This window comes from Collinsella sp. CLA-ER-H2 (genome assembly GCF_040092405.1).
Classification (GTDB): domain Bacteria; phylum Actinomycetota; class Coriobacteriia; order Coriobacteriales; family Coriobacteriaceae; genus Collinsella.
This window is the reverse complement of the sequence record NZ_JBBNLO010000008.1, coordinates 64230-83231: the sequence shown is the minus strand read 5'-3', so window position 1 is coordinate 83231 and position 19002 is coordinate 64230. Positions and strand designations below refer to the sequence as shown.

Sequence of the window (19002 nt, the reverse complement as noted above, 5' to 3'; positions counted from 1 at the left end):
CCGGCCCGTCACGGGTCAACCTGCAGTGCGGCCCGAACCCCGTGAGGGCCGGCGCCTTTAGACGCGTGCCGGAAATCCAAGGGTTATACCCTAAGAGCAAACCACCCCTTTTAGGGGTGGTTTTGATTTTCTTGAGCAATTCAGTCAAAATGCTTCGGCCGTGGCTGATGGATGACTTTTGAGTTTGAAGGATCGCTTGTGCCGGACTTGATATCAGCTCGACCGCAACATGTTGGTCAAGCATTATCTTTTGGATTCTTTTGGCGTGAGCGGCTTGGTTTTGGTAGGATTTGTCCGCGTCTTGCTTAAGGGGGTTTTATAACTGCCTTGCAGGTAGTCGAGTTGGTAACGTTTTAGCGGCTTGCCAAGAACCCCTCGTTTTTAATGCGTCTGCAAATAGACTAATTGCTTTGACCTGCTGAAACACTATATGTTGTGTTTGACCTAAAAAAAGAATACAGGATATAGATGCCTCTTTGTCGTATGATAGATGGCGGACAGAGAACGAGAACCTTATTCGCCCCATTTGGACACGTCTTTGAGCCGCTTGATCGGCCGCGAGGATTGTCCGCATGAGGACTTATGGTTTATCGAGAACACAGATTGCGCGACGGCGCCGCAAGACAGGGGCAAGCCCTGCCGGGTATCGTTTGGCTCTGAAGCGCGATGAGGCTACGATGCGAAAGAGGCAAGAGGATGAAGATCATCAAACGCAGCGGCACCGAGGTTGTCTTTGACATCGATAAGATCGTCAATGCCATCCGCGCCGCAAACTTGGAGGTCGAGGAGAGCTCTCGTCTTACCGACCGCCAGGTGGTTTACGCGGCACAAAACGTCGCCGAGGCATGCGAGAACGCGGGCCACACCGTGTCGGTCGAGGAGATTCAGGATCTGGTCGAGGACGAGATTATGCGTCTCGACTGCTACGAGGTCGCTCGCCATTACATCATCTATCGCTATGTTCAGAGCCTGAAGCGCCAGAAGAACACGACCGACGACAAGATTCTGTCGCTGATTGAGTGCAACAACGAAGAGGTCAAGCAGGAGAACTCCAACAAGAACCCGACCGTCAATTCCGTTCAGCGTGACTACATGGCCGGCGAGATCTCCAAGGACCTGACTCAGCGTGTGTTGCTGCCCCAGGAGATTGTGGATGCCCACAATGAGGGTCTGATTCACTTCCATGATTCGGACTACTTTGCCCAGCACATGCATAACTGCGACCTGGTGAACCTGGAGGATATGCTCCAGAACGGTACTGTTATCTCGGGTACGCTGATTGAGAAGCCGCACAGCTTCTCGACCGCCTGCAACATCGCGACGCAGATCATCGCCCAGGTTGCTTCCTCCCAGTACGGTGGCCAGTCGATTTCGCTGACCCATCTTGCCCCGTTCGTCGAGGTGAGCCGTCAAAAGATTCGCGGCGAGGTCGCCCGCGAGCTCGAGGAGCTCGGCGTTTCCGCATCTCCCGAAAAGGTCCGCGAGGTTGTTGAGGACCGCCTGCGTGACGAGATCCGTCGCGGCGTCCAGACGATCCAGTATCAGGTCGTGACCCTTATGACCACCAACGGCCAGGCGCCGTTCGTGACGGTCTTTATGTATCTTAACGAGGCCCGTACGCCTCAGGAGAAGCACGACCTTGCCATGATCGTGGAGGAGACGCTCCGCCAGCGCTACGAGGGCGTTAAGAACGAGGCCGGCGTTTGGATTACCCCGGCATTCCCCAAGCTTATCTATGTACTCGAGGACGATAACGTTCACGAGGATTCCCCGTACTTCTACCTGACCCAGCTGGCTGCCAAGTGCACCGCCAAGCGCATGGTGCCCGATTACATCTCCGAGAAGAAGATGCGCGAGCTCAAGCTGTCGAAGGGCGAGACCGCGGGCAACGGCGACTGCTATACCTGCATGGGCTGCCGCAGCTTCCTGACGCCCGACCGCTCCGGTAACGGATTTAACAACGTGGCCAACGCGCTGAACTATGACCCAAACAAGCCCAAGTACTACGGTCGCTTTAACCAGGGCGTTGTGACCATCAACCTGCCCGATGTCGCCCTGAGCTCGCATCAGGACATGGACAAGTTCTGGAAGATCTTCGACGAGCGCCTTGAGCTGTGCCACCGCGCCCTGCTGTGCCGCCATGAGCGTCTGATGGGCACGCTTTCTGACGCCGCACCGATTCTTTGGCAGTACGGTGCTCTCGCCCGTCTGAAGAAGGGCGAGACGATCGACAAGCTGCTCGTGGGCGGTTACTCCACCATTAGTCTGGGTTATGCCGGCCTGTATGAGTGCGTTAAGTACATGACGGGCCACAGCCACACCGAGAAGGAGGGCACGCCCTTTGCCATGGCCGTCATGCAGCGCATGAACGACAAGTGCGCCGAGTGGAAGGCCGAAAGCGATATCGACTTCTCGCTGTACGGTACCCCGCTTGAGTCGACGACCTACAAGTTCGCCAAGTGCCTGCAACGTCGTTTTGGCATCATCCCGGGCGTGACGGACAAGGGCTACATCACCAACAGCTACCACGTCCACGTGTCCGAGGAGATCGACGCATTCGACAAGCTCAAGTTCGAGGGTATGTTCCAGCAGCTTTCGCCGGGCGGTGCCATCTCCTACGTCGAGGTTCCCAACATGCAGGACAACCTCAAGGCTGTCATTCGCGTGATGCAGTACATCTACGACAACATCATGTACGCCGAGCTCAACACCAAGAGCGACTACTGCCAGGTGTGCGGCTACGACGGTGAGATCAAGATTGTCGAGGATGACGGCAAGCTGGTGTGGGAGTGCCCCAACTGCGGCAATCGTGACCAGGAGAAGATGAACGTCGCTCGTCGTACGTGCGGCTACATCGGTACCCAGTTCTGGAACCAGGGCCGAACCGAGGAGATCCGCGACCGCGTGCTGCATCTCTAATAACCATCCCAGGCCGCCCCGTAGCGAGGCCCCGGACCTTTACTCGCTATTTCGGACAGTCCTGGCTCACGACGGAGGCGCCACTGGCGCCTCCTGTTCGTGCGGAACTCATATCGAGCAAAGGTCCGGGGCCTCGCTACGGGGCGGCCAAGTTGACGTAGCTGAGATGCGGCATGCGGTCTGCTCACTCCTCGAAGTTCTTAGCGGAGATAATTCGAGCTGCAGCTGCGATTTACTTGCGATGGCGGTTGAGCCGCAACCCAGTTTTTATTAGATCTCGAACCCTATGCTCGATGTTCGCTTCGTTCATTGAGCTACCCTTTGCATGAGGCCGGGACATATCGTCCCGCCCGCAGTTTCGCAGGCCGAAGACCGAGAATGTTTGAGGACGGGATGATATGTCCCGGCCTCCCGGGAGAGTTACTTATGAACTACGCGAACATCAAGTATTTCGACATTGCTGATGGGGAAGGCGTTCGTACTTCTCTGTTTGTGAGCGGGTGCCGTCGTGGGTGCAAGAATTGCTTTAACTCTGTCGCGTGGGACTTTGCTGCGGGTGAGCCGTTCGATCGTGCCGTCGAGGACAAGATTATCGAGAGTCTCGATCATCCCTTTATCGATGGCCTGACGATTCTGGGCGGCGAGCCTATGGAGCCCGAGAATCAGGTGGGGCTTGTTGACTTTATCGAACGCGTGCGTGCGGCCTATCCCGCGGGGTCGGGCAAGACCATTTGGTGCTTTACCGGCGACGTGCTCGAGGAGCTTATGTCGGGTGGCCGTCATCATACCGAGGTGACGAACCGTATCCTTGCCTGTCTTGATATGTTGGTAGACGGTCCGTTTGTTCAGGACCTGTACGATATTTCGCTTCGTTTTAGGGGTTCGAGCAATCAACGTGTGATCGATATGAACGCCACGCGCGCCCGTGCCGAGCGCGAGAACGTTGCGCTTTGCGATGCTGTTGAGCTCTGGCGTGATGAGCCGGTCTATTCGACCCATACTATGTAGCTTGTGGTCGATGCCGGAGGGCGTGGTACTATAGCGCGAACGTTTAATCGGAAAAGTGAGGCCCAGATGGTCGATCAGGAAAAAGTCGAGGCCGCCATTAAGCTTTTGCTTGAAGGCATAGGCGAGGACCCAACTCGTGAGGGCCTGCTGGAGACCCCGGCGCGCGTTGCCCGTATGTATGGTGAGATCGCCGGCGGTATGGACCAGAGTGCCGAGGAGCACCTGTCCAAAACCTTTGCCGTCGCTTCGAACGATTTGGTTATCGAGCGCGACATTACGTTTTACTCGCTGTGCGAGCACCATCTGCTGCCGTTTTATGGCAAGGCCGCCATTGGCTATATCCCTAACGGTCGGGTGGCTGGGCTTTCCAAGCTCGCCCGCACGGTTGAGGTTTATGCCCGCCGTCTGCAGCTGCAGGAGCAGCTGTGTGCGCAGGTTGCCGACGCTCTCATGGATTATCTCGCTCCCCAGGGAGCGATTGTGCTCATGGAAGCCGAGCATATGTGCATGACCATGCGCGGCGTGCAAAAGCCTGGCACCAAGACCGTGACGCTCGCTCGTCGCGGCGTCTTTGAGGCCGATCCGGCGCTCGAGGAGCGATTCTTTAGGATGCTGGGCCGTTAGCATGAGGGTCGTCAACGACTTTACATCGAAGACCGATGAGGGGACGCCGCGTCGCGGTTTTATGGCTTCGGGCCTGGCTCCCTTTGGCGTCATGCCTCGCATTGACTATATCGTTGACAACGGGCTATTCCGGCGCCATCTGGGCAATATTGCGCGCTTGGAATCGGGGCGCATCTTTTGCCGCCACGGTATTGACCATCTGCTGGATGTCGCCCGCATTATGTGGATCAAGAATCTTGAGGAAGAGCTCGAGTTTGACCGTGAAGTCATCTATGCCACGGCGCTTCTTCACGATATCGGCAAAGATGAACAGTATGAATCGGGTATATCCCATGATGTTGCAAGCGAACGCGTCGCCGATGCGATTCTCGGCGGCATGCCCGATGATGTGGCGTTTGAGCCGGCCGATGCCGCAGCCATTAAGACGGCCATTCTGGGCCATCGAAAGCTGCGCGTGAACAGCCAACCGCTTGAGCGTCTGCTCTATGCGGCCGATAAAGCGTCGCGCGCCTGCTTTGCATGCCCCGCGCGCAATGCTTGCAACTGGAGCGATGATAAAAAGAACCTGTCGATTCGCGTGTAGTTAGTTTGCGCGGTCGGGGTTCTAAACGAAGGAGACGATCGCGATGAGCAATAAGAAACTGCCCGAGAATGCAACCAAGACTGAAGGTGCCGAGCTCGCCCGCCGTGGAAGGGGCGAAATATCCACCGCAACGGCGGTACCCCACGTGAGCTATGACGATCTGCGCCATGCCGACCGCATCACCGTTGAAGGTCTTGAGGTTTTTGCTAACCACGGCGTATATCCCGAAGAGAACGCGCTGGGCCAGAAGTTCATCGTGTCCCTGGTGCTCTATGCCGACCTGCGTGCAGCGGGGGAGCACGATAACCTGGACGCCTCGATTGACTACGGCTCGGTATGCCACGATGTCGATGGCTATCTGCGCGAGCATACGTTTAAGCTCATCGAGGCTGCAGCCGAGGGTGTGGCCCAGATGCTGCTGCGTCGTTACCCCCTGCTGCTTGGCGTGCACGTTAAGCTCGATAAGCCTTGGGCGCCCGTCGGTCTTCCCCTGGCAAGCTGCGGTGTCGAGATCGAGCGCGTGCGCTAACCGACTCTAGAGCTCGTTGGCGGGCGGTTTTTTGAGCCGCTGCGACAGAGCCCTGTTGTTGGGGCAGTACGTGTCGAGCAGCGCGTGAAACCGCTGATTGTGGCTTGGCTCGAGCAAGTGGACGAGCTCGTGGGCGACAACCATGTCGAGGCATTCGACGGGGTAGGCGGCAAGTTCTCGTGCGATGCGAACGGCGCCGGATTTGGGAGTGCATGAGCCCCAACGCGTTTTCATGCTGCGTACGGAAACGCGGGAAACGGCGACACCCATTGCGATTTCGTATGCGTGCACCATATCGCGCAGCGCCGTGGCGACCTCGGTTGCATAGAGCTGGTCGATGTGGGCTTGGAGTTCATCGGACGTTAGGCCGTCGAGGATTGCGCGCCGCTGGGCCTGTGGGCCTTCGTCCGATTCATCGGTACCCATAAAACTTGCGAAGGTGGCCTGTTTGGGTCGCGGTGCGGGTGATGCAAAGTTGTGATCGAGCGCATCCTGTACGGTGATGGGCTTGCCCCAAAGCGCAATGATGGACGAGGGACTGAGCGGCTCTCGCGCCGTCGCCTGACGTTGCCCGCGCTGGGCAAGTCGGCTGATAATCCAGGCGCTGTTGCGCTTCACAAACGCTTCGATACGCTCGCGGCTGGCGCCGAGCGGTGCACTGGCGTGGACCTCGCCGCTCGACGTGACGCGTAGGTTGAAGTTCTTGACGCGCTTTTTGGTAACGATGACGGGGATGGGCGTCCCATCCGGTCGGGATGCGGAAATCGTAAACTGCTGCGTCAAAAGCGGTCCTTCAGATTGGGGACGGGCCGGCATGTCGACCGTTCGGCATGCCGGCCCGCTCAAGGGATGTGAAATTAATAACGCTCAAAGAAGGCAAGCGCGTTGTCGCTGCAGAGCTTCTGCATCACGGTCTTGCCAAAGTGCTTGGAGAGCATGTTCTGGAACTCGGGCATCTTGCTGGCATCGGAGAGGAAGGCGGGTACCGTGGCACCGTCCCAGTCGCCGCCGAGCGCGATGACGTCCTCGCCGCCCAGGTCGAGCCAGTGCTCGATATGTGCCGCTAGCTGGTCGAAGGTGACGTCTGCGGCGGTCTTGTCGGTTGCGTCGTTGGAAAGGAACTCGCTGCAGTAGTTGAGGCCGACGATACCGCCCATGTCGCGAATGGTGCGGAACTGGTCGTCGGTAAGGTTGCGTTTGACGCCGCAAACCGCACGGGAGTTGGAGTGGCTGGCGACGAAGGGACGTGTGGCGTGGGCGACAACCTCGTCAAAGCACTCATCGTTGAGGTGGGAGACGTCAAGCACCATGCCGGCGTGCTCCATCTGCGTAAGTGCCTCGATGCCGGCGGCGGTGAGGCCGGCGTGGGTATCGTGTCCGCTCGCGAGCGGTCCCTGCGCATTCCAGCTGAGCGATGACATGAGTACGCCCAAGCTCTTGAGCACCTCGATCAGCGCGGGGTCCTCGGCAAAGAACGTGGCGTTTTCGATGGTGTGGATGCAGGCGACCTTGCCGTCTTTGAGCGCGGGGCGAATGTCTGCCGCGCTGCGTACGTTGACCATGCGGTCGTGGTTGAGCATTGCCTGGCCGCTCATATGCGCCATGATCTGCGCCTGGAAGCGCGCGGCGTGGGCGGTGGGAATCTCATCGGGGACAAACGTGGCGAAGCACTGTGCCCACGGCGTGTTGCCGATCTTTGCGAGCGAGATGGCGCAGGCGTTGCCCTCGATGAGGTCGAAATCTTGCGGATGCGTTTCGTCGCCGGGGAAATAACCGTCGGTGCCGGCGGTAAAGCGCAGGTCGAGATCGAGCGTGGCCCAGCCGATGCGGTCGGCGGTGTCGCAATGTAGGTCAAATACGGGATATGCCATGGTTCCTCCGGATGCAGCGTTTCTTTGCAAACTGTCCTTGAATTGTATGACTAGGGTATAGTTAGCGCCATATGTTCACGGCGGCCCGCGTTGTGCGCCGCCCTTATCACGGAGGTTACCATGTCCAACCAGGGCAAGAAGGTCAAGACCCATTATCGCGGCACGCTCGACGACGGCACGCAGTTCGATAGCTCCTACGATCGCGGCGAGCCGCTGGAGTTCACCTGTGGTGCCGGTCAGATGATCAAGGGCTTCGACGCCGCCGTTGTCGACATGCAGGTGGGCGAGAAGAAGACCGTGCACATTCCTGCTGCCGATGCCTACGGCGAGCACAATCCCGAGATGGTTATTACCTTCCCGGCCGAACAGGTTCCCAACATCGAGCAGATCGAGAAGGGCATGAAGCTCTTCCTGTCCACGCCGAGCGGCATGCCCGTCCCCGCCGTGGTCATCGACGTAACGCCCGAGGCCGTGACGCTCGACGCCAACCACGAGCTGGCCGGTAAGGACCTCAACTTTGATATCGAGCTCGTCGAGGTCGAGGGTTAGAGTATGCTCGAGCGCTTGGTTTCGACGACATGCTTGGGAAATCTCAACGATCCGTCCTATGAACTCCTGCTTCGCCGGAAGCTGGGCGGCGTCTTTGAAGTTGACGAGCTGCTGCTCGATTGGGACCAGGCTGATGTATACGCGTTTGTGGGCGTGACGGAGCTGGGGCGCACGGTCGATGTTCGGCTGGATACTGCCGACAGCGGTCGTCTTGTCGACGGCGACGTGCTCGCCGTCGACCGTTCGGGCGTGGTGCCCGTGGCGGTTGTCGTGCGCCTGCGCAGCGCCGAGGTTTATTTGGTCGAAGTTGACCGCATGGACCCGATTGCGCTCGCGCATGCGTGCTGGGAGATCGGCAATATGCATGCGCCGCTTTTTCGAGGCGATTCGGACGAGCATACCGTGCGCATGTATACGCCGGTGCAGCCTGTTTTGGGCCGCATGCTCCGGGGCGTCGAGGGCGTTCGGCTCTCGACGGTTACCCGTGAACTCGATTCGGACCGGCGCTTTGCGTCGAGTGCGGCGGATGCCGTTGTGAGTATGGCTCCAGACTTTACGATCGTAAAAAAGGCGCGCGGCTAAGCGCGCGTATGCGCAAGACGGGCTTTGAGGGGCGACCGATCAAGGTCCGTCTTGCTGTTGATATGAGGCTTTGGGGGAAGCATATGGGTCTTGAGGGAATCAAACTGATTGCATGCGATTTGGACGGCACGTTGCTGCATCCGGGGGAGCGCGAGCTGCGTTCCGAGGCCTTTGAGCTTATCGATGAGCTGCATCGTCGTGGTATCGTGTTTATGCCGGCGAGTGGCCGTCAATATGCGAGCTTGCGCTACCTGTTTGCCCCGGTGGCCGATGAGCTCGCCTATGTATGCGAAAACGGAACCCTGGTGATGAGCGAGGGGCGTGCCGTCGTCAAGCGTTCCATGGAGCGTAGCCTTGCTATGGTTATCGCGAATACCGTGGTTGCGTATCCCCATACCGACATGACCCTTTCGTGTGAGGGGCACATCTACACCATGAGCGGCAACGATGCGTTCGTCGACCATTTGCGCTATGTGGTCCACTGCGATGTGGCGGTGGTCGACCGTCCCGAGGACATCGACGAGGATGTCATTAAGATTGGCTTCCAGACGCCCGAGGTGGATTATCCGGCGGCCCGGGAGTATTTCGAGCGCCTCTTTGGCGACCGTGTCGATGTGATGACGTCAGGAACCGCATGGACGGACCTTATCGGTTTCGGTTCGGGCAAGGGCTCCGCGCTTGTCGATTACGGTCGTGTCCTGGGGATTTCGCCCGATGAGATGATGGCATTTGGCGACAATGAGAACGATCGCGACATGCTCAACGTCGTGGGCCATCCCTATCTGATGGAGAGCTGCAACCCCACCATGCGCGGTATCAACGATCGCGTCCGTTACGTGCACACGGTCGAAGAAGAACTGCGCCGCCTGCTCGCCGAGTAGGTTTTCGGGACATGCCTAGAAATGTACTGTTTGCTGTAACGGATGGGAAAGTAGATTTGCAGGCATGCCCCAAAGGCTACCGGCAGTCGGGGCAGAGTCCCTCAAAGATGGTGTAGTGCGAGCTGACGCTCCATCCGATTTGTTCGGATGCCCTGGCGTCGAGCTGGGCATCGAAGGGGAGCGGCACGTCGATGACGCGGCTGCACGAGGTGCAGATGATATGTGCGTGCGGCTCGATGGTGCGATCGAAGCGGCTGCCGCCCGGCGTCTTAATAGAGAGAATCTCGCCGGCGTCGGCTAAGAGATTGAGGTTGCGGTAGACTGTGCCGCGGCTGATCTTGTCATCCTGTTCGCGTACGACATTGTAGATTTCGTCGGCGGTGGGATGGTTATAGCTTTGGCGCACGGCGTCAAGAACCAGCTTTCGCTGCTTGGTATTCCTTCTTTGCACCGCCATGCGCCTCGCCTCTTCTCTATCAACGGTTCGTAGATAAATGATACCGTATTTAGCACACAATACTAATAATGAGGACTGAAACCGTCTTCATTGGCAAGTGGGGCTCGGGCCTGGGCGTCTACAAGGCGAAAACGCGTTCCCATGCGCTCGTAGGAGGCATGAAGCGCCTCGAGATGAGATAGGATGTTTGCCGGAGCTCCCTGTATCTCCATCTCGACTGAGCCGTCTTCCATATTACGCACCCAGCCGGTGAGGGAGCGTGCCTGCGCGAGGTTGGTGTTGGTAAAGCGAAAGCCAACGCCTTGGACTTGCCCCGCCCAGCGCAGGAAATAGCGCAGGGGAGTGTCTTGAGTGGCCTCGTCGCTTGCGAGCACAGTAAGCCTGCGGCGCAGCTCGAGCTCGACGTTTGATGGTTTTTGAGGCTCTCGACTGCCGCCGGTGACGCTGGAGAAGAACGTATCGAAGAGGCCCATAGCTATGCCTGCTTGCCTGCGTCGGCCGGGAAGGTTATGCCGGCCTGCTGGCGCACGGCATCCATGATGCGCAGCGAGACGAGTGTGACATCGCGGTAGTGGCCAAGCTCATGGCGTCCCGCCGGGGTCTCCCAAATCTCTTCCTTAACGTTATCGATGCCGCCGATGGCGGTGATAAAGTCTGTGAGTTCGTATTCCATAGTGTTGCTCGATTTGGGCAGGTCGAGCACGCGGCCGTTGTCGCCCTGTTCGCGCGGTGCCTCGGTCGCCGAGCCGCGTACGACGTCGCCGCGATAGTCGATGCGGACGTTGCGGGGCGTGGACAGATGGTCGATCTGGATAGTGCCACGCTCGCCTTCGATTTGCGAGGGCAGCAGGTCATTCGTAATTTTGGAGTGCGCGAGCTCGACGGAGATCCGGCCACCGCCGTAGCTGGCGAGGATGGAACCGCAGCCGTCGATGGGGCCGTGCGTGAGCTGTCTCGTGGTGGGGTCGAGTAGAGTAGTCATGCTCGTAAGGCCGGAGGGCATGCCGAAAATCTCGACCATGGGCTCGACGGTGTAGACGCCAATGTCCATGAGGGAACCCGATGCCATATTGCAGTCGAAGATATTGGTGGCGCGTCCCGCGAGAATCTCGTTGTAGCGCGAGGAATATTTGCCAAAGCGCAATGAGGCGCGGCGGATGGGGGCGATCTCGCCCAGGGCGTCCTCGATGGCGTGGAAAGCGGGGTCGTGGAGGGGACGCATGGCCTCGAGGGTCACGACACCTGCTACCTCGGCAGCGCGGAAGACTTCCAGCGCCTGCACTTCGGTGGCGCAGAAGGGCTTCTCGACGATGACATGCTTGCCACCGGCGATGCAGGCAAGGGCCTGCTCGTAGTGAAGTGCGTTAGGGCTGCCGATATAGACGGCGTCGACGTCGACGGCTGCCGCAAGCTCATCGAGTGACGTAAAGTTTCGCTCGCCACCGCGCTCGGCGGTAAAGGCAGTACCGCGATTGGCGTCGCGTGAAAGCGTGCCCACAAACGCGGCTTGGTCGTTGGCGTTGACGACTTGGATAAAGTCGTCGGTGATCATGGATGTGCCGATGGTTGCGATGCGCAGCATGTGTCCCCCTCGTGCCGTTCGGTTTACAGGATGAGTGTAGCGCGAGGGGGGTAGGAAATGGCGTGCGAAAACGCCGTTACAGGTCGCTCTCGTTAAAGCCGGTGTCGATATCGAGGTTGCTGCCGTCGGCCGCCGTGGTTGCGAGCTCATCGCAGCGCTCGTTGAGCTCATGGCCGGCGTGGCCCTTAACCCAGATGAACTCCACTTTGTGCTTGCTCTTTGCGGTGAGCAGGCGCTCCCACAGGTCGCGGTTCTTGACAGGCTGCTTGTTGGCGGTCTTCCAGCCGCGTTTTTTCCATCCGTCAATCCAGTGCTTGTTGAAGGCGTTGACGACGTACTGCGAATCGGAATGGACTTCGACGTCGCAGGGGCGGTTGAGCGCCTCGAGTGCCACGATGACCGCCATGAGCTCCATGCGGTTGTTGGTGGTCTTGGCGTAGCCGCGCGAAAGCTCGGAGGTGAAGGTCTTGCCGGCGGGGTTGGTGTATTTGAGCACGGCGCCGTAGCCGCCACGTCCCGGATTTGATCGAGCCGAGCCGTCGGTGTAGATGATGACCTTCACATGGTTCCTTTCGTTGGGTACGTTTCGTGTGAGTGACCATTGTAGCGTCATGCCTGCCGGGGGCTAGCAATCTACGATTTCTACCCCGTCTTCCGACAGTTAGTTGGCATGGATGATGCGGTTGAGCTCGTCGAGGTATTGCTGCAAGAGGGGAGAGGGCTTGCGCTCGTCGTGCATGATATAGCCTACGCGCATCGTTGGGGCGTCTGCTAACGGGATCGATGCCATGCCCCGTTGCATTTCATTGGAGAGGACGCCGGTCGACAGGGTGTAACCGTTCGACGTGATAAGTAAGTTAGTAAGTGTTCCGCGGTCCGAGATTCGTATGTTGCGATCGCAAGGGATATAGCTAAAAGGTTCCTCGGCGTAATAGAAGGAGTTTGAGGTTCCCTGCTCAAAGCTGTAGCGCGTATAGGGCGTGAGGTCGGCAAGGGACAGCTGAGGGCGGCGTGCGAGCGGGTGGCGCTCGCTGACGAAGACGTGGACCGTCGCGTCGAATAGGGGATGGAAGCTTGTACGGGCATCGGCAAAGGCCTTCTGCAGAACGCGGGCGTTAAAGTCATCCAGATAGAGGATGCCGATGTCGCTGCGAAACGCGCGGACGTCATCGATGATCTGCGATGTGGTGGTCTCGCGCATGATGAACTCGAACTTGCTGTCGCGGCAGCGCTCGACCACGTTGACAAAGGCCTCGACCGAAAAGGCGTAGTGCTGGGCGGAGATGGCGAGGCGGGCTTGCGGGGTGCCGCCGTCCTCGTAGCGCGCCTCGAGCATATCGGCCTGCTCTACGACCTGGCGCGCATAGCCCAAAAGCTCGGTGCCGTCGTTGGTGAGCGTGACGCCGCGGCTGGAGCGCGTAAAGATCTCCAGGTGGAGCTCCTGTTCCAGGCTTTTGACGGCGTTTGAGATGTTGGACTGAGCGGTATAGAGGCGCTGAGCTGCGGCGTTAATTGAGCCGGACTCTGCCACGGCAATCAGAAAACGAAGCTGCTGAAGGGTCATCGACGCCATCCTTTCGATTGCTATCTATAAAACCGATAACAGGTTAGCGCTTTTAAGTGATTGACCGAGCGAAACAATGCTCGTACTATTCAAAACACACAAAGGCGGTAGGTAATTAAACCGACCACAGAACCGGGATGCGAAAGGAGGCCCGCATATGAATTGCTTACCAAGACGAATGCCGACGAATGCCGGGCTCCTGTTTGCGCCCGTCGGCGTGATCAGGAGACAGCGACTTACTTCTCTCTTTTTATTTACTTTTGTTCGATCAAGGAGATCATCATGAGCCAGTTCATCAACAACCCCGAGCACACCTTTGGTTTCGATACCCTGCAGCTTCACGTTGGCCAGGAGAGTGCCGATCCCGCATCCGACTCCCGCGCCGTGCCTATCTACCAGACCACGAGCTATGTGTTCCGCAACTCCCAGCACGCCGCCGACCGCTTTGGTCTTGCCGACACCGGTAACATCTACGGCCGTCTGACCAACTCCACCCAGGGCGTCTTCGAGGACCGTATCGCCGCACTCGAGGGTGGCGTGGCAGGTCTCGCCGTCGCCTCCGGTGCTGCTGCCATCACCTATACCCTGCAGGCTCTTGCCCAGGCCGGTGACCACGTGGTGGCTCAGAAGACCATCTACGGTGGCTCCTACAACCTGCTGGAGCATACGCTCTCCCAGTTTGGCGTCGAGACCACGTTTGTCGACGCTCATAACCTGGAAGAGGTCGAGGGGGCCATCAAGGACAACACCACGGTCATCTATCTCGAGACGCTCGGCAACCCCAACTCCGACATCCCCAACATCGACGCCATCTCCGAAATAGCCAAGAAGCACGGTCTGCCGGTTGTCGTCGACAACACCTTTGGCACCCCGTATCTGTTCCGTCCGCTGGAGCATGGTGCCAACATCGTCGTCCACTCCGCAACCAAGTTCATCGGCGGCCACGGCACCTCGCTGGGCGGTGTGATCGTCGACGGCGGTAACTTTGACTGGAAGGCGAGCGGTAAGTACGCCCAGATCGCTGAGCCCAACCCCTCCTACCACGGCGTTTCGTTTGCCGAGGCTGCCGGTCCCGCCGCCTTCGCAACCTATGTCCGCGCTATCCTTCTGCGTGACGAGGGTGCCTGCATCAGCCCGTTCAACGCCTGGGTCCTGCTCCAGGGCACAGAGACTCTGTCGCTGCGCGTTGACCGTCATGTCGAGAACACCAAGAAGGTCGTTGAGTTCCTGACCGGTGACACCCATGTTGCCAAGGTGAACCACCCGAGCCTGCCTGAGCACCCCGACCATGAGCTCTACAAGCAATATTTCCCCAACGGCGGTGCCTCGATCTTTACCTTTGAGATTAAGGGTGGCCAGGAGGCCGCCTGGAAGTTCATTGATCATCTACAGGTGTTCTCGCTGCTCGCCAACGTGGCCGACGTCAAGTCGCTCGTCGTGCACCCGGCTACCACCACGCACTCCCAGCTCTCTGCCGAGGAGCTCGCCGAGCAGAACATCACGTCCTCCACGATCCGTCTTTCCATCGGTACCGAGAACGCTGAGGATATCATTTGGGATCTGAAGCAGGCTTTCGCCGCGCTGGACGAGTAAGGCGACTTGTGCAAGGACCCCTTGCGACTCGATAGGTATAACTGCATAAAATGCCTGCTCAAGGCGCCTGTGCGAACAATGGTTGCACAGGCGTCTTTTTTGCATAGAGAGGGCGCAAAAACAGGGTTTTTGACATGCTTTATGCATTCGAGTTGTGGAAAACTCCTGTTGAGAGGATGTGAGTTTTACGCAATTGACGTGCGCCTTTTGAGTAAAACCGCAGGTCGCGATTTGCTCGGGGTACTATGCAGCGCGATCGAATCACACGCAGCTCAAACGCAGCAAAAACGCACTACGGAGGTTTCCAGCTACATGAGGATCGATTCACGAAAACCGAAAGCCGCCGCCCTTTCCGCCGCTCTGACCGTGGCACTTTTGGCGGGCGCCGGTGCAACTGATGCCCACGCGGCAACACTGTCCGACACGGTTGGATCCACGCCGTCCGAGACGACGCTGGTGCAGCCCGTCGACTATCGCAGCGACGGCTTTGGCTCCATGCAGGAGTGGAACGCCTCGATGGAGGCCAAGCGCGATTCCCTTGAGATGCGTGCTCAGATCATCATGAGCATGTACGGTGACTATGCCACCGATGACGAGCGCGCTGTACTGCAGAGTTGTATCGACGGTGCGGGCAGTCTTTTGACGATGGAGGAGGTCGACGCGAAGTCGACCGAGCTCGATGAGCTGCGCACTGCACTTGAGGATGCCAAGCGCGAAGCGCTCGAGGTTGCTGCCGCCGAGGCGGAGGCTGCCGAGGCCGCCCAGGCTTCGTACTACAACGCCGGTTACACTCCGTCCTACGCGTCTGCCGCGTCCTACGCGAACGGATCGGGCCTGACGCGCTCTGCGGGTGTCAATAACTACAACGGTCGCCGCGAGACCTATTACAGCAGCAATGTGCTTTATCACTATCGCACGGGCGAATGGACTCAGGATTCTGAGGGCTTCTGGCGCGATTCCGACGGCTATTACGTTGTTGCCGCGGGCGATATGGCCCAGGGCTCGACCTTTACGGGCTCCAAGGGTGATTGCAAGGTCTATGACTCCGGCTGCGCTGCCGGAACCACCGATTACTACACCGGTTGGTAATTTTTCTGCATCACGGATATTTGGCGGACGGGCGTCTTTACCGAGCTTTAGGGCAACGTAAGGACGTCCGTTCTATGTATGCGTTTGAGTTAACAGAGCCCTTACCGTGGCGGTACGCTGGGCTTATGGATGCGGGGCACACTGGTTCTTGAGAAATAAGGTCTTTCTCTTGGAGGAAGTGGTCTTGTGAATGCTCGAGATATTGCCGTTGCCGCCGTCGCGTTGATGCTTGGCTGCCTTGGTCCCACGGCCGCGCTCGTCGCGGGCATGCAGGGGACATGCGGGGCTGCTCCTATCGTGGTCGGCGCGCTGATCGCGGCCGCGCTGCTGGGAAGCGCAGGCGTGGTTCTTTGCCGCGACGATGAGGACGAGGTGCCGGGGTCGCAACGCTAACTGTTGTGAGATCGGCCGCCGGTCATAGACGAAGATGAAGGCCGCCGCAGGGGAAAGGTTCCCTTGCGGCGGTTTTGCTGTTAAGGCTGTTGAATGCGGCGCGTCGGCGCTACCAGCTTTTCTCGATATCGCGGATGCGCCGATAGAGCCACTCGTTTTGCGGTGCCTGGATATCGTGTTTGGCTGCGAGGCGGCAGATGGTGCCCGCGAACTCATCAACCTCGGTTTTGCGCCTTGCGATGCGGTCTTGAGCCATCGAGGGCATACCGGCGGGGTCGATTCCCTCGATGAGGTGCACCATTTGCGTCAGGTCTGCCTCGGTCAGTTCAACGCCCTCGGCGTTGGCGACCGCAAGCGTTTCGCGCATGGCGGAAACAAAGCAGCGACGCTGCTCGGAGCCCGGCTCCGTGGCGCTTCCGTAGGTCCCGCCGTAGGCCATGCAGGTCTGGTTGATGCCGTCGTTGAGCATGAGTTTGGCCCACATGCGGTGGGCGATGTCGTCCTCGACGGTATGGGCGATGCCGCAGCGCGTATAGAGCTCGTCGATTGCGGTGATGGTTGCGGGGTTCGTGCCGGCCGCCGCGCCAAAGCGGATTTCGCCCGCATTGGTAAAGGTGAGCGCGCCGTTGAGAAACACGGCGTCCATGCCCTGGCAGATACCAAGAACGGTGTGCTCCCAGCCAAAGCGCTCGGCAATCTTTTGCTCGCTCGTAATGCCGTTGCACAGCGAGGCGATGAGCGTGTTGGGTCCCACGACACGCTCCATAGTCTTGAGTGCTTGGTCGAGACCGGTGGTCTTGACCGTCAGGATGACCAGATCGGCGGGCGCCGCCTCGCTGGCGCGGACGGACGTGAGATCGCAAGGCTTTCCGTTGACGGTGAGCACATCGCCCGCGTGACGCTCAAAACGGGCGTCATCCATAACGTATTCGACGGCGTCATTGCCGAGGGCCTTGGCAATCATGCTGCCGTAGAGCAGGCCGACGCCGCCCTTGCCGATAAAGGCGACCTTGTTGATCTGCATGTGAATCATCTCCTCATATAAAAGGCGCCCGCGTAAGGGGCGCCTGATGGATTGTATGCTGCCGGGGTGATTGATGGGTGCGCGGGGCGGCTGTTATAAAAAAGAAACGTTTGCCTGGACGTTACACTGCGGGGCAGACCGCAAAGACGCGGGCGGGGTATCCGACGCCATCGCGGACCTTGGGGAAGGTGCAGAAGATGACGGCGCTCGTGGCTGGAAGCTCGTTTAGATGGTCCATGACTTCGATCTGATAGCGGTCGACCGAGAGGATGTATTGCTCGCCGGGGTAGGGGTAGGCGTCCTCGCGTGTGGTCACGCTCGTCTCCTTTCATCGGGCTTTTTGCTGATGTTAAAGCGGTGCCGTGACGGCTCGATTTCTGCTGCGTTACGATACGTTCTCGATTGCGATTCCACGATGTTTCGGCTGCGTGACCATTGTGTTTCGCCTTGCCGGGGCGCTGATGGCGAAGGGAGGGGCCGTGCAATATCGCGTTGACCCCAAAAGCGGCAACCGTATCTCGGCGTTGGGGCTGGGCTGCATGAGGTTTCCCGGTGCGCCGGGACGCCCGGATGCGAAGACTGCCGACGCCATCATCTCCCGTGCGGTGGAGCAGGGGATTAACTACCTGGACACGGCCTATCTCTATCCCGGTAACGAGGCGTGCGTGGGTGCGTCGCTTGAGCGCCTGGGCTTGCGCGACCAGGTTTTGCTCGCAACCAAGCTGCCGCATGCTTCGTGCAAATGCGCGGAGGATTTCGATCGGTTCTTCGACGAGCAGCTGCGTCGCCTGCGGACCGACCGTATCGACTATTACCTCATGCACAACATTACCTCGCCCGCCCAGTGGGAACGTGTGGTGGCGTTGGGCATCGAGGACTGGATCGCGCATCAAAAGGCGGCGGGGCGCATTCGCCAGATTGGTTTTTCGTACCACGGCAGCGCGGCTGACTTCCTTACGATGCTTGACGCATATGACTGGGATTTTTGCCAGATCCAGTACAACTATGCCGGCGAGCATTACCAAGCGGGAACGGCGGGACTCATGGCCGCCGCCGAGCGAGGCCTCGCGGTGTTTGTGATGGAGCCGCTGCTGGGCGGGCGTTTAGCGGGCAAGCTGCCGCCACGGGCCCGCGCTGTGCTCGATAGTGCCCGTGACCCGCATTTGCGCACTCCTGCCGCCTGGGGTCTTTCGTGGGTGTGGAATCATCCTCAGGTGACGATGCTGCTTTCGGGTATGACCGATACCGCGCAGGTGGATGAGAACGTGGTGTTGGCCGATCGGGCCCTGCCGGATTCGATGACAGCTACTCAGCTCGACACGATCGCGCACGTGCTGGATGAGTTTGAAAAATCGAATCGCGTGCCCTGCACGGGATGCGGCTATTGCATGCCGTGCCCTAAAGGCATCAATATCCCTGGATGTTTTGCCGCCTACAACGCGAGTTATGCGCACAGCTGGTTTACGGGTCTATCGCAGTACTTTACGGCGAGCGCGGTGCGTACAAGCGAGGCCAAGCTGGTGAGCAATTGCGTCAAGTGCGGCAAATGCGCGCGCCACTGCCCACAGCATATCGATATCCCCGAGCGTCTCGATGACGTGCGCCGACGTTTCCAGCCTGGCCCCGTGACGGCAGTGCTTAAGGCCTTCGGCAAAACGCGCTCCTCATGACCCTTTTATAACTTGCGGTGGAATAGTTCCTGTTTGCGGCAGAATAAGGCATCAACAGGAACTATTTCACCGCAACTGATGGGA

At 58.9% G+C, this 19002-nt stretch carries 21 protein-coding genes; 12 read left to right on the top strand and 9 right to left on the bottom strand.

All coding sequences use genetic code 11. The annotated features are described in order from the left end of the window. Window positions 1–696: 696 nt before the first annotated feature. The 5 genes from nrdD (at window position 697) to folB (ending at window position 5663) form a co-directional block, all read left to right on the top strand. Window positions 697–2919: an anaerobic ribonucleoside-triphosphate reductase gene (gene nrdD / locus AAAX59_RS03875; RefSeq protein WP_055309732.1), complete on the top strand. Its 2223-nt coding sequence runs from the start codon at window positions 697–699 to the stop codon at window positions 2917–2919. Window positions 2920–3345: 426 nt separating this feature from the next. After that, window positions 3346–3927, top strand: a complete 582-nt coding sequence (gene nrdG, locus AAAX59_RS03870) for an anaerobic ribonucleoside-triphosphate reductase activating protein (RefSeq protein ID WP_349070696.1) — start codon at window positions 3346–3348, stop codon at window positions 3925–3927. A gap of 66 nt (window positions 3928–3993) precedes the next feature. After that, entirely contained in the window at window positions 3994–4551 is a 558-nt protein-coding gene (folE, locus tag AAAX59_RS03865; protein ID WP_055309734.1) for a GTP cyclohydrolase I FolE, read from the top strand. 1 nt (window position 4552) lies between these two features. Then, window positions 4553–5134, top strand: a complete 582-nt coding sequence (locus tag AAAX59_RS03860) for an HD domain-containing protein (protein ID WP_349070695.1) — start codon at window positions 4553–4555, stop codon at window positions 5132–5134. Window positions 5135–5177: 43 nt separating this feature from the next. After that, on the top strand, window positions 5178–5663 hold the full coding sequence (folB, locus tag AAAX59_RS03855) for a dihydroneopterin aldolase (protein WP_195624795.1): 486 nt from the start codon (window positions 5178–5180) through the stop codon (window positions 5661–5663). Between the two features lie 6 nt (window positions 5664–5669). On the opposite strand, the gene AAAX59_RS03850 is transcribed toward folB, so the two are convergent. Together AAAX59_RS03850 and AAAX59_RS03845 are read right to left on the bottom strand one after the other, a co-directional pair. After that, window positions 5670–6446, bottom strand: a complete 777-nt coding sequence (locus AAAX59_RS03850; protein WP_349070694.1) for a SprT family zinc-dependent metalloprotease — start codon at window positions 6444–6446, stop codon at window positions 5670–5672. Between the two features lie 74 nt (window positions 6447–6520). Further along, window positions 6521–7534: a membrane dipeptidase gene (locus AAAX59_RS03845; RefSeq protein WP_117640822.1), complete on the bottom strand. Its 1014-nt coding sequence runs from the start codon at window positions 7532–7534 to the stop codon at window positions 6521–6523. Window positions 7535–7654: 120 nt separating this feature from the next. Here AAAX59_RS03845 and AAAX59_RS03840 point away from each other — a divergent pair, with 120 nt between their 5' ends. The 3 genes from AAAX59_RS03840 to AAAX59_RS03830 all read left to right on the top strand — a co-directional run bounded on the left by AAAX59_RS03840 (window position 7655) and on the right by AAAX59_RS03830 (window position 9546). After that, on the top strand, window positions 7655–8083 hold the full coding sequence (locus AAAX59_RS03840) for a peptidylprolyl isomerase (RefSeq protein WP_055286916.1): 429 nt from the start codon (window positions 7655–7657) through the stop codon (window positions 8081–8083). Window positions 8084–8086: 3 nt separating this feature from the next. Continuing rightward, window positions 8087–8665, top strand: coding sequence for a hypothetical protein (locus tag AAAX59_RS03835; protein ID WP_349070693.1), 579 nt, complete (start codon window positions 8087–8089; stop codon window positions 8663–8665). An 83-nt stretch (window positions 8666–8748) separates the two neighbouring features. Continuing rightward, window positions 8749–9546 carry an HAD family hydrolase gene (locus AAAX59_RS03830; protein WP_271759088.1) on the top strand — a complete coding sequence of 266 codons (798 nt, stop codon included), beginning with the start codon at window positions 8749–8751 and terminating at the stop codon, window positions 9544–9546. 76 nt (window positions 9547–9622) lie between these two features. On the opposite strand, the gene AAAX59_RS03825 is transcribed toward AAAX59_RS03830, so the two are convergent. The 5 genes from AAAX59_RS03825 to AAAX59_RS03805 all read right to left on the bottom strand — a co-directional run bounded on the left by AAAX59_RS03825 (window position 9623) and on the right by AAAX59_RS03805 (window position 13149). Further along, the gene (locus tag AAAX59_RS03825) at window positions 9623–10003 is read right to left on the bottom strand and encodes a transcriptional repressor (RefSeq protein ID WP_349070691.1); all 381 of its coding nucleotides are present in this window, start codon (window positions 10001–10003) and stop codon (window positions 9623–9625) included. A gap of 62 nt (window positions 10004–10065) precedes the next feature. Further along, on the bottom strand, window positions 10066–10476 hold the full coding sequence (locus AAAX59_RS03820; RefSeq protein WP_349070689.1) for an acylphosphatase: 411 nt from the start codon (window positions 10474–10476) through the stop codon (window positions 10066–10068). 2 nt (window positions 10477–10478) lie between these two features. Next, complete coding sequence (locus AAAX59_RS03815; protein WP_349070688.1) at window positions 10479–11585, bottom strand: Gfo/Idh/MocA family oxidoreductase; 1107 nt, start codon at window positions 11583–11585, stop codon at window positions 10479–10481. A 76-nt stretch (window positions 11586–11661) separates the two neighbouring features. Then, a complete protein-coding gene (gene rnhA, locus AAAX59_RS03810; protein ID WP_349070686.1) occupies window positions 11662–12198 on the bottom strand; it encodes a ribonuclease HI in 537 nt (178 codons plus the stop codon). A 48-nt stretch (window positions 12199–12246) separates the two neighbouring features. Next, window positions 12247–13149 carry a LysR family transcriptional regulator gene (locus AAAX59_RS03805; protein ID WP_349070684.1) on the bottom strand — a complete coding sequence of 301 codons (903 nt, stop codon included), beginning with the start codon at window positions 13147–13149 and terminating at the stop codon, window positions 12247–12249. A gap of 282 nt (window positions 13150–13431) precedes the next feature. On the opposite strand from AAAX59_RS03805, the gene AAAX59_RS03800 reads away from it, so the two are divergent. The 3 genes from AAAX59_RS03800 (at window position 13432) to AAAX59_RS03790 (ending at window position 16224) form a co-directional block, all read left to right on the top strand. Continuing rightward, window positions 13432–14742 carry an O-acetylhomoserine aminocarboxypropyltransferase/cysteine synthase family protein gene (locus AAAX59_RS03800; RefSeq protein WP_349070683.1) on the top strand — a complete coding sequence of 437 codons (1311 nt, stop codon included), beginning with the start codon at window positions 13432–13434 and terminating at the stop codon, window positions 14740–14742. A gap of 312 nt (window positions 14743–15054) precedes the next feature. Further along, a complete protein-coding gene (locus AAAX59_RS03795; protein WP_349070682.1) occupies window positions 15055–15831 on the top strand; it encodes a hypothetical protein in 777 nt (258 codons plus the stop codon). A gap of 186 nt (window positions 15832–16017) precedes the next feature. Further along, window positions 16018–16224 carry a hypothetical protein gene (locus AAAX59_RS03790; protein WP_349070681.1) on the top strand — a complete coding sequence of 69 codons (207 nt, stop codon included), beginning with the start codon at window positions 16018–16020 and terminating at the stop codon, window positions 16222–16224. Window positions 16225–16333: 109 nt separating this feature from the next. On the opposite strand, the gene AAAX59_RS03785 is transcribed toward AAAX59_RS03790, so the two are convergent. Next, the gene (locus AAAX59_RS03785) at window positions 16334–17248 is read right to left on the bottom strand and encodes a ketopantoate reductase family protein (protein WP_349070680.1); all 915 of its coding nucleotides are present in this window, start codon (window positions 17246–17248) and stop codon (window positions 16334–16336) included. Between the two features lie 121 nt (window positions 17249–17369). Then, window positions 17370–17564 carry a hypothetical protein gene (locus AAAX59_RS03780; protein ID WP_195232116.1) on the bottom strand — a complete coding sequence of 65 codons (195 nt, stop codon included), beginning with the start codon at window positions 17562–17564 and terminating at the stop codon, window positions 17370–17372. Window positions 17565–17727: 163 nt separating this feature from the next. Between AAAX59_RS03780 and AAAX59_RS03775 the strand changes: the two genes are divergently transcribed. Next, entirely contained in the window at window positions 17728–18918 is a 1191-nt protein-coding gene (locus AAAX59_RS03775; RefSeq protein WP_195232115.1) for an aldo/keto reductase, read from the top strand. The last annotated feature ends 84 nt before the right edge of the window (window positions 18919–19002 follow it).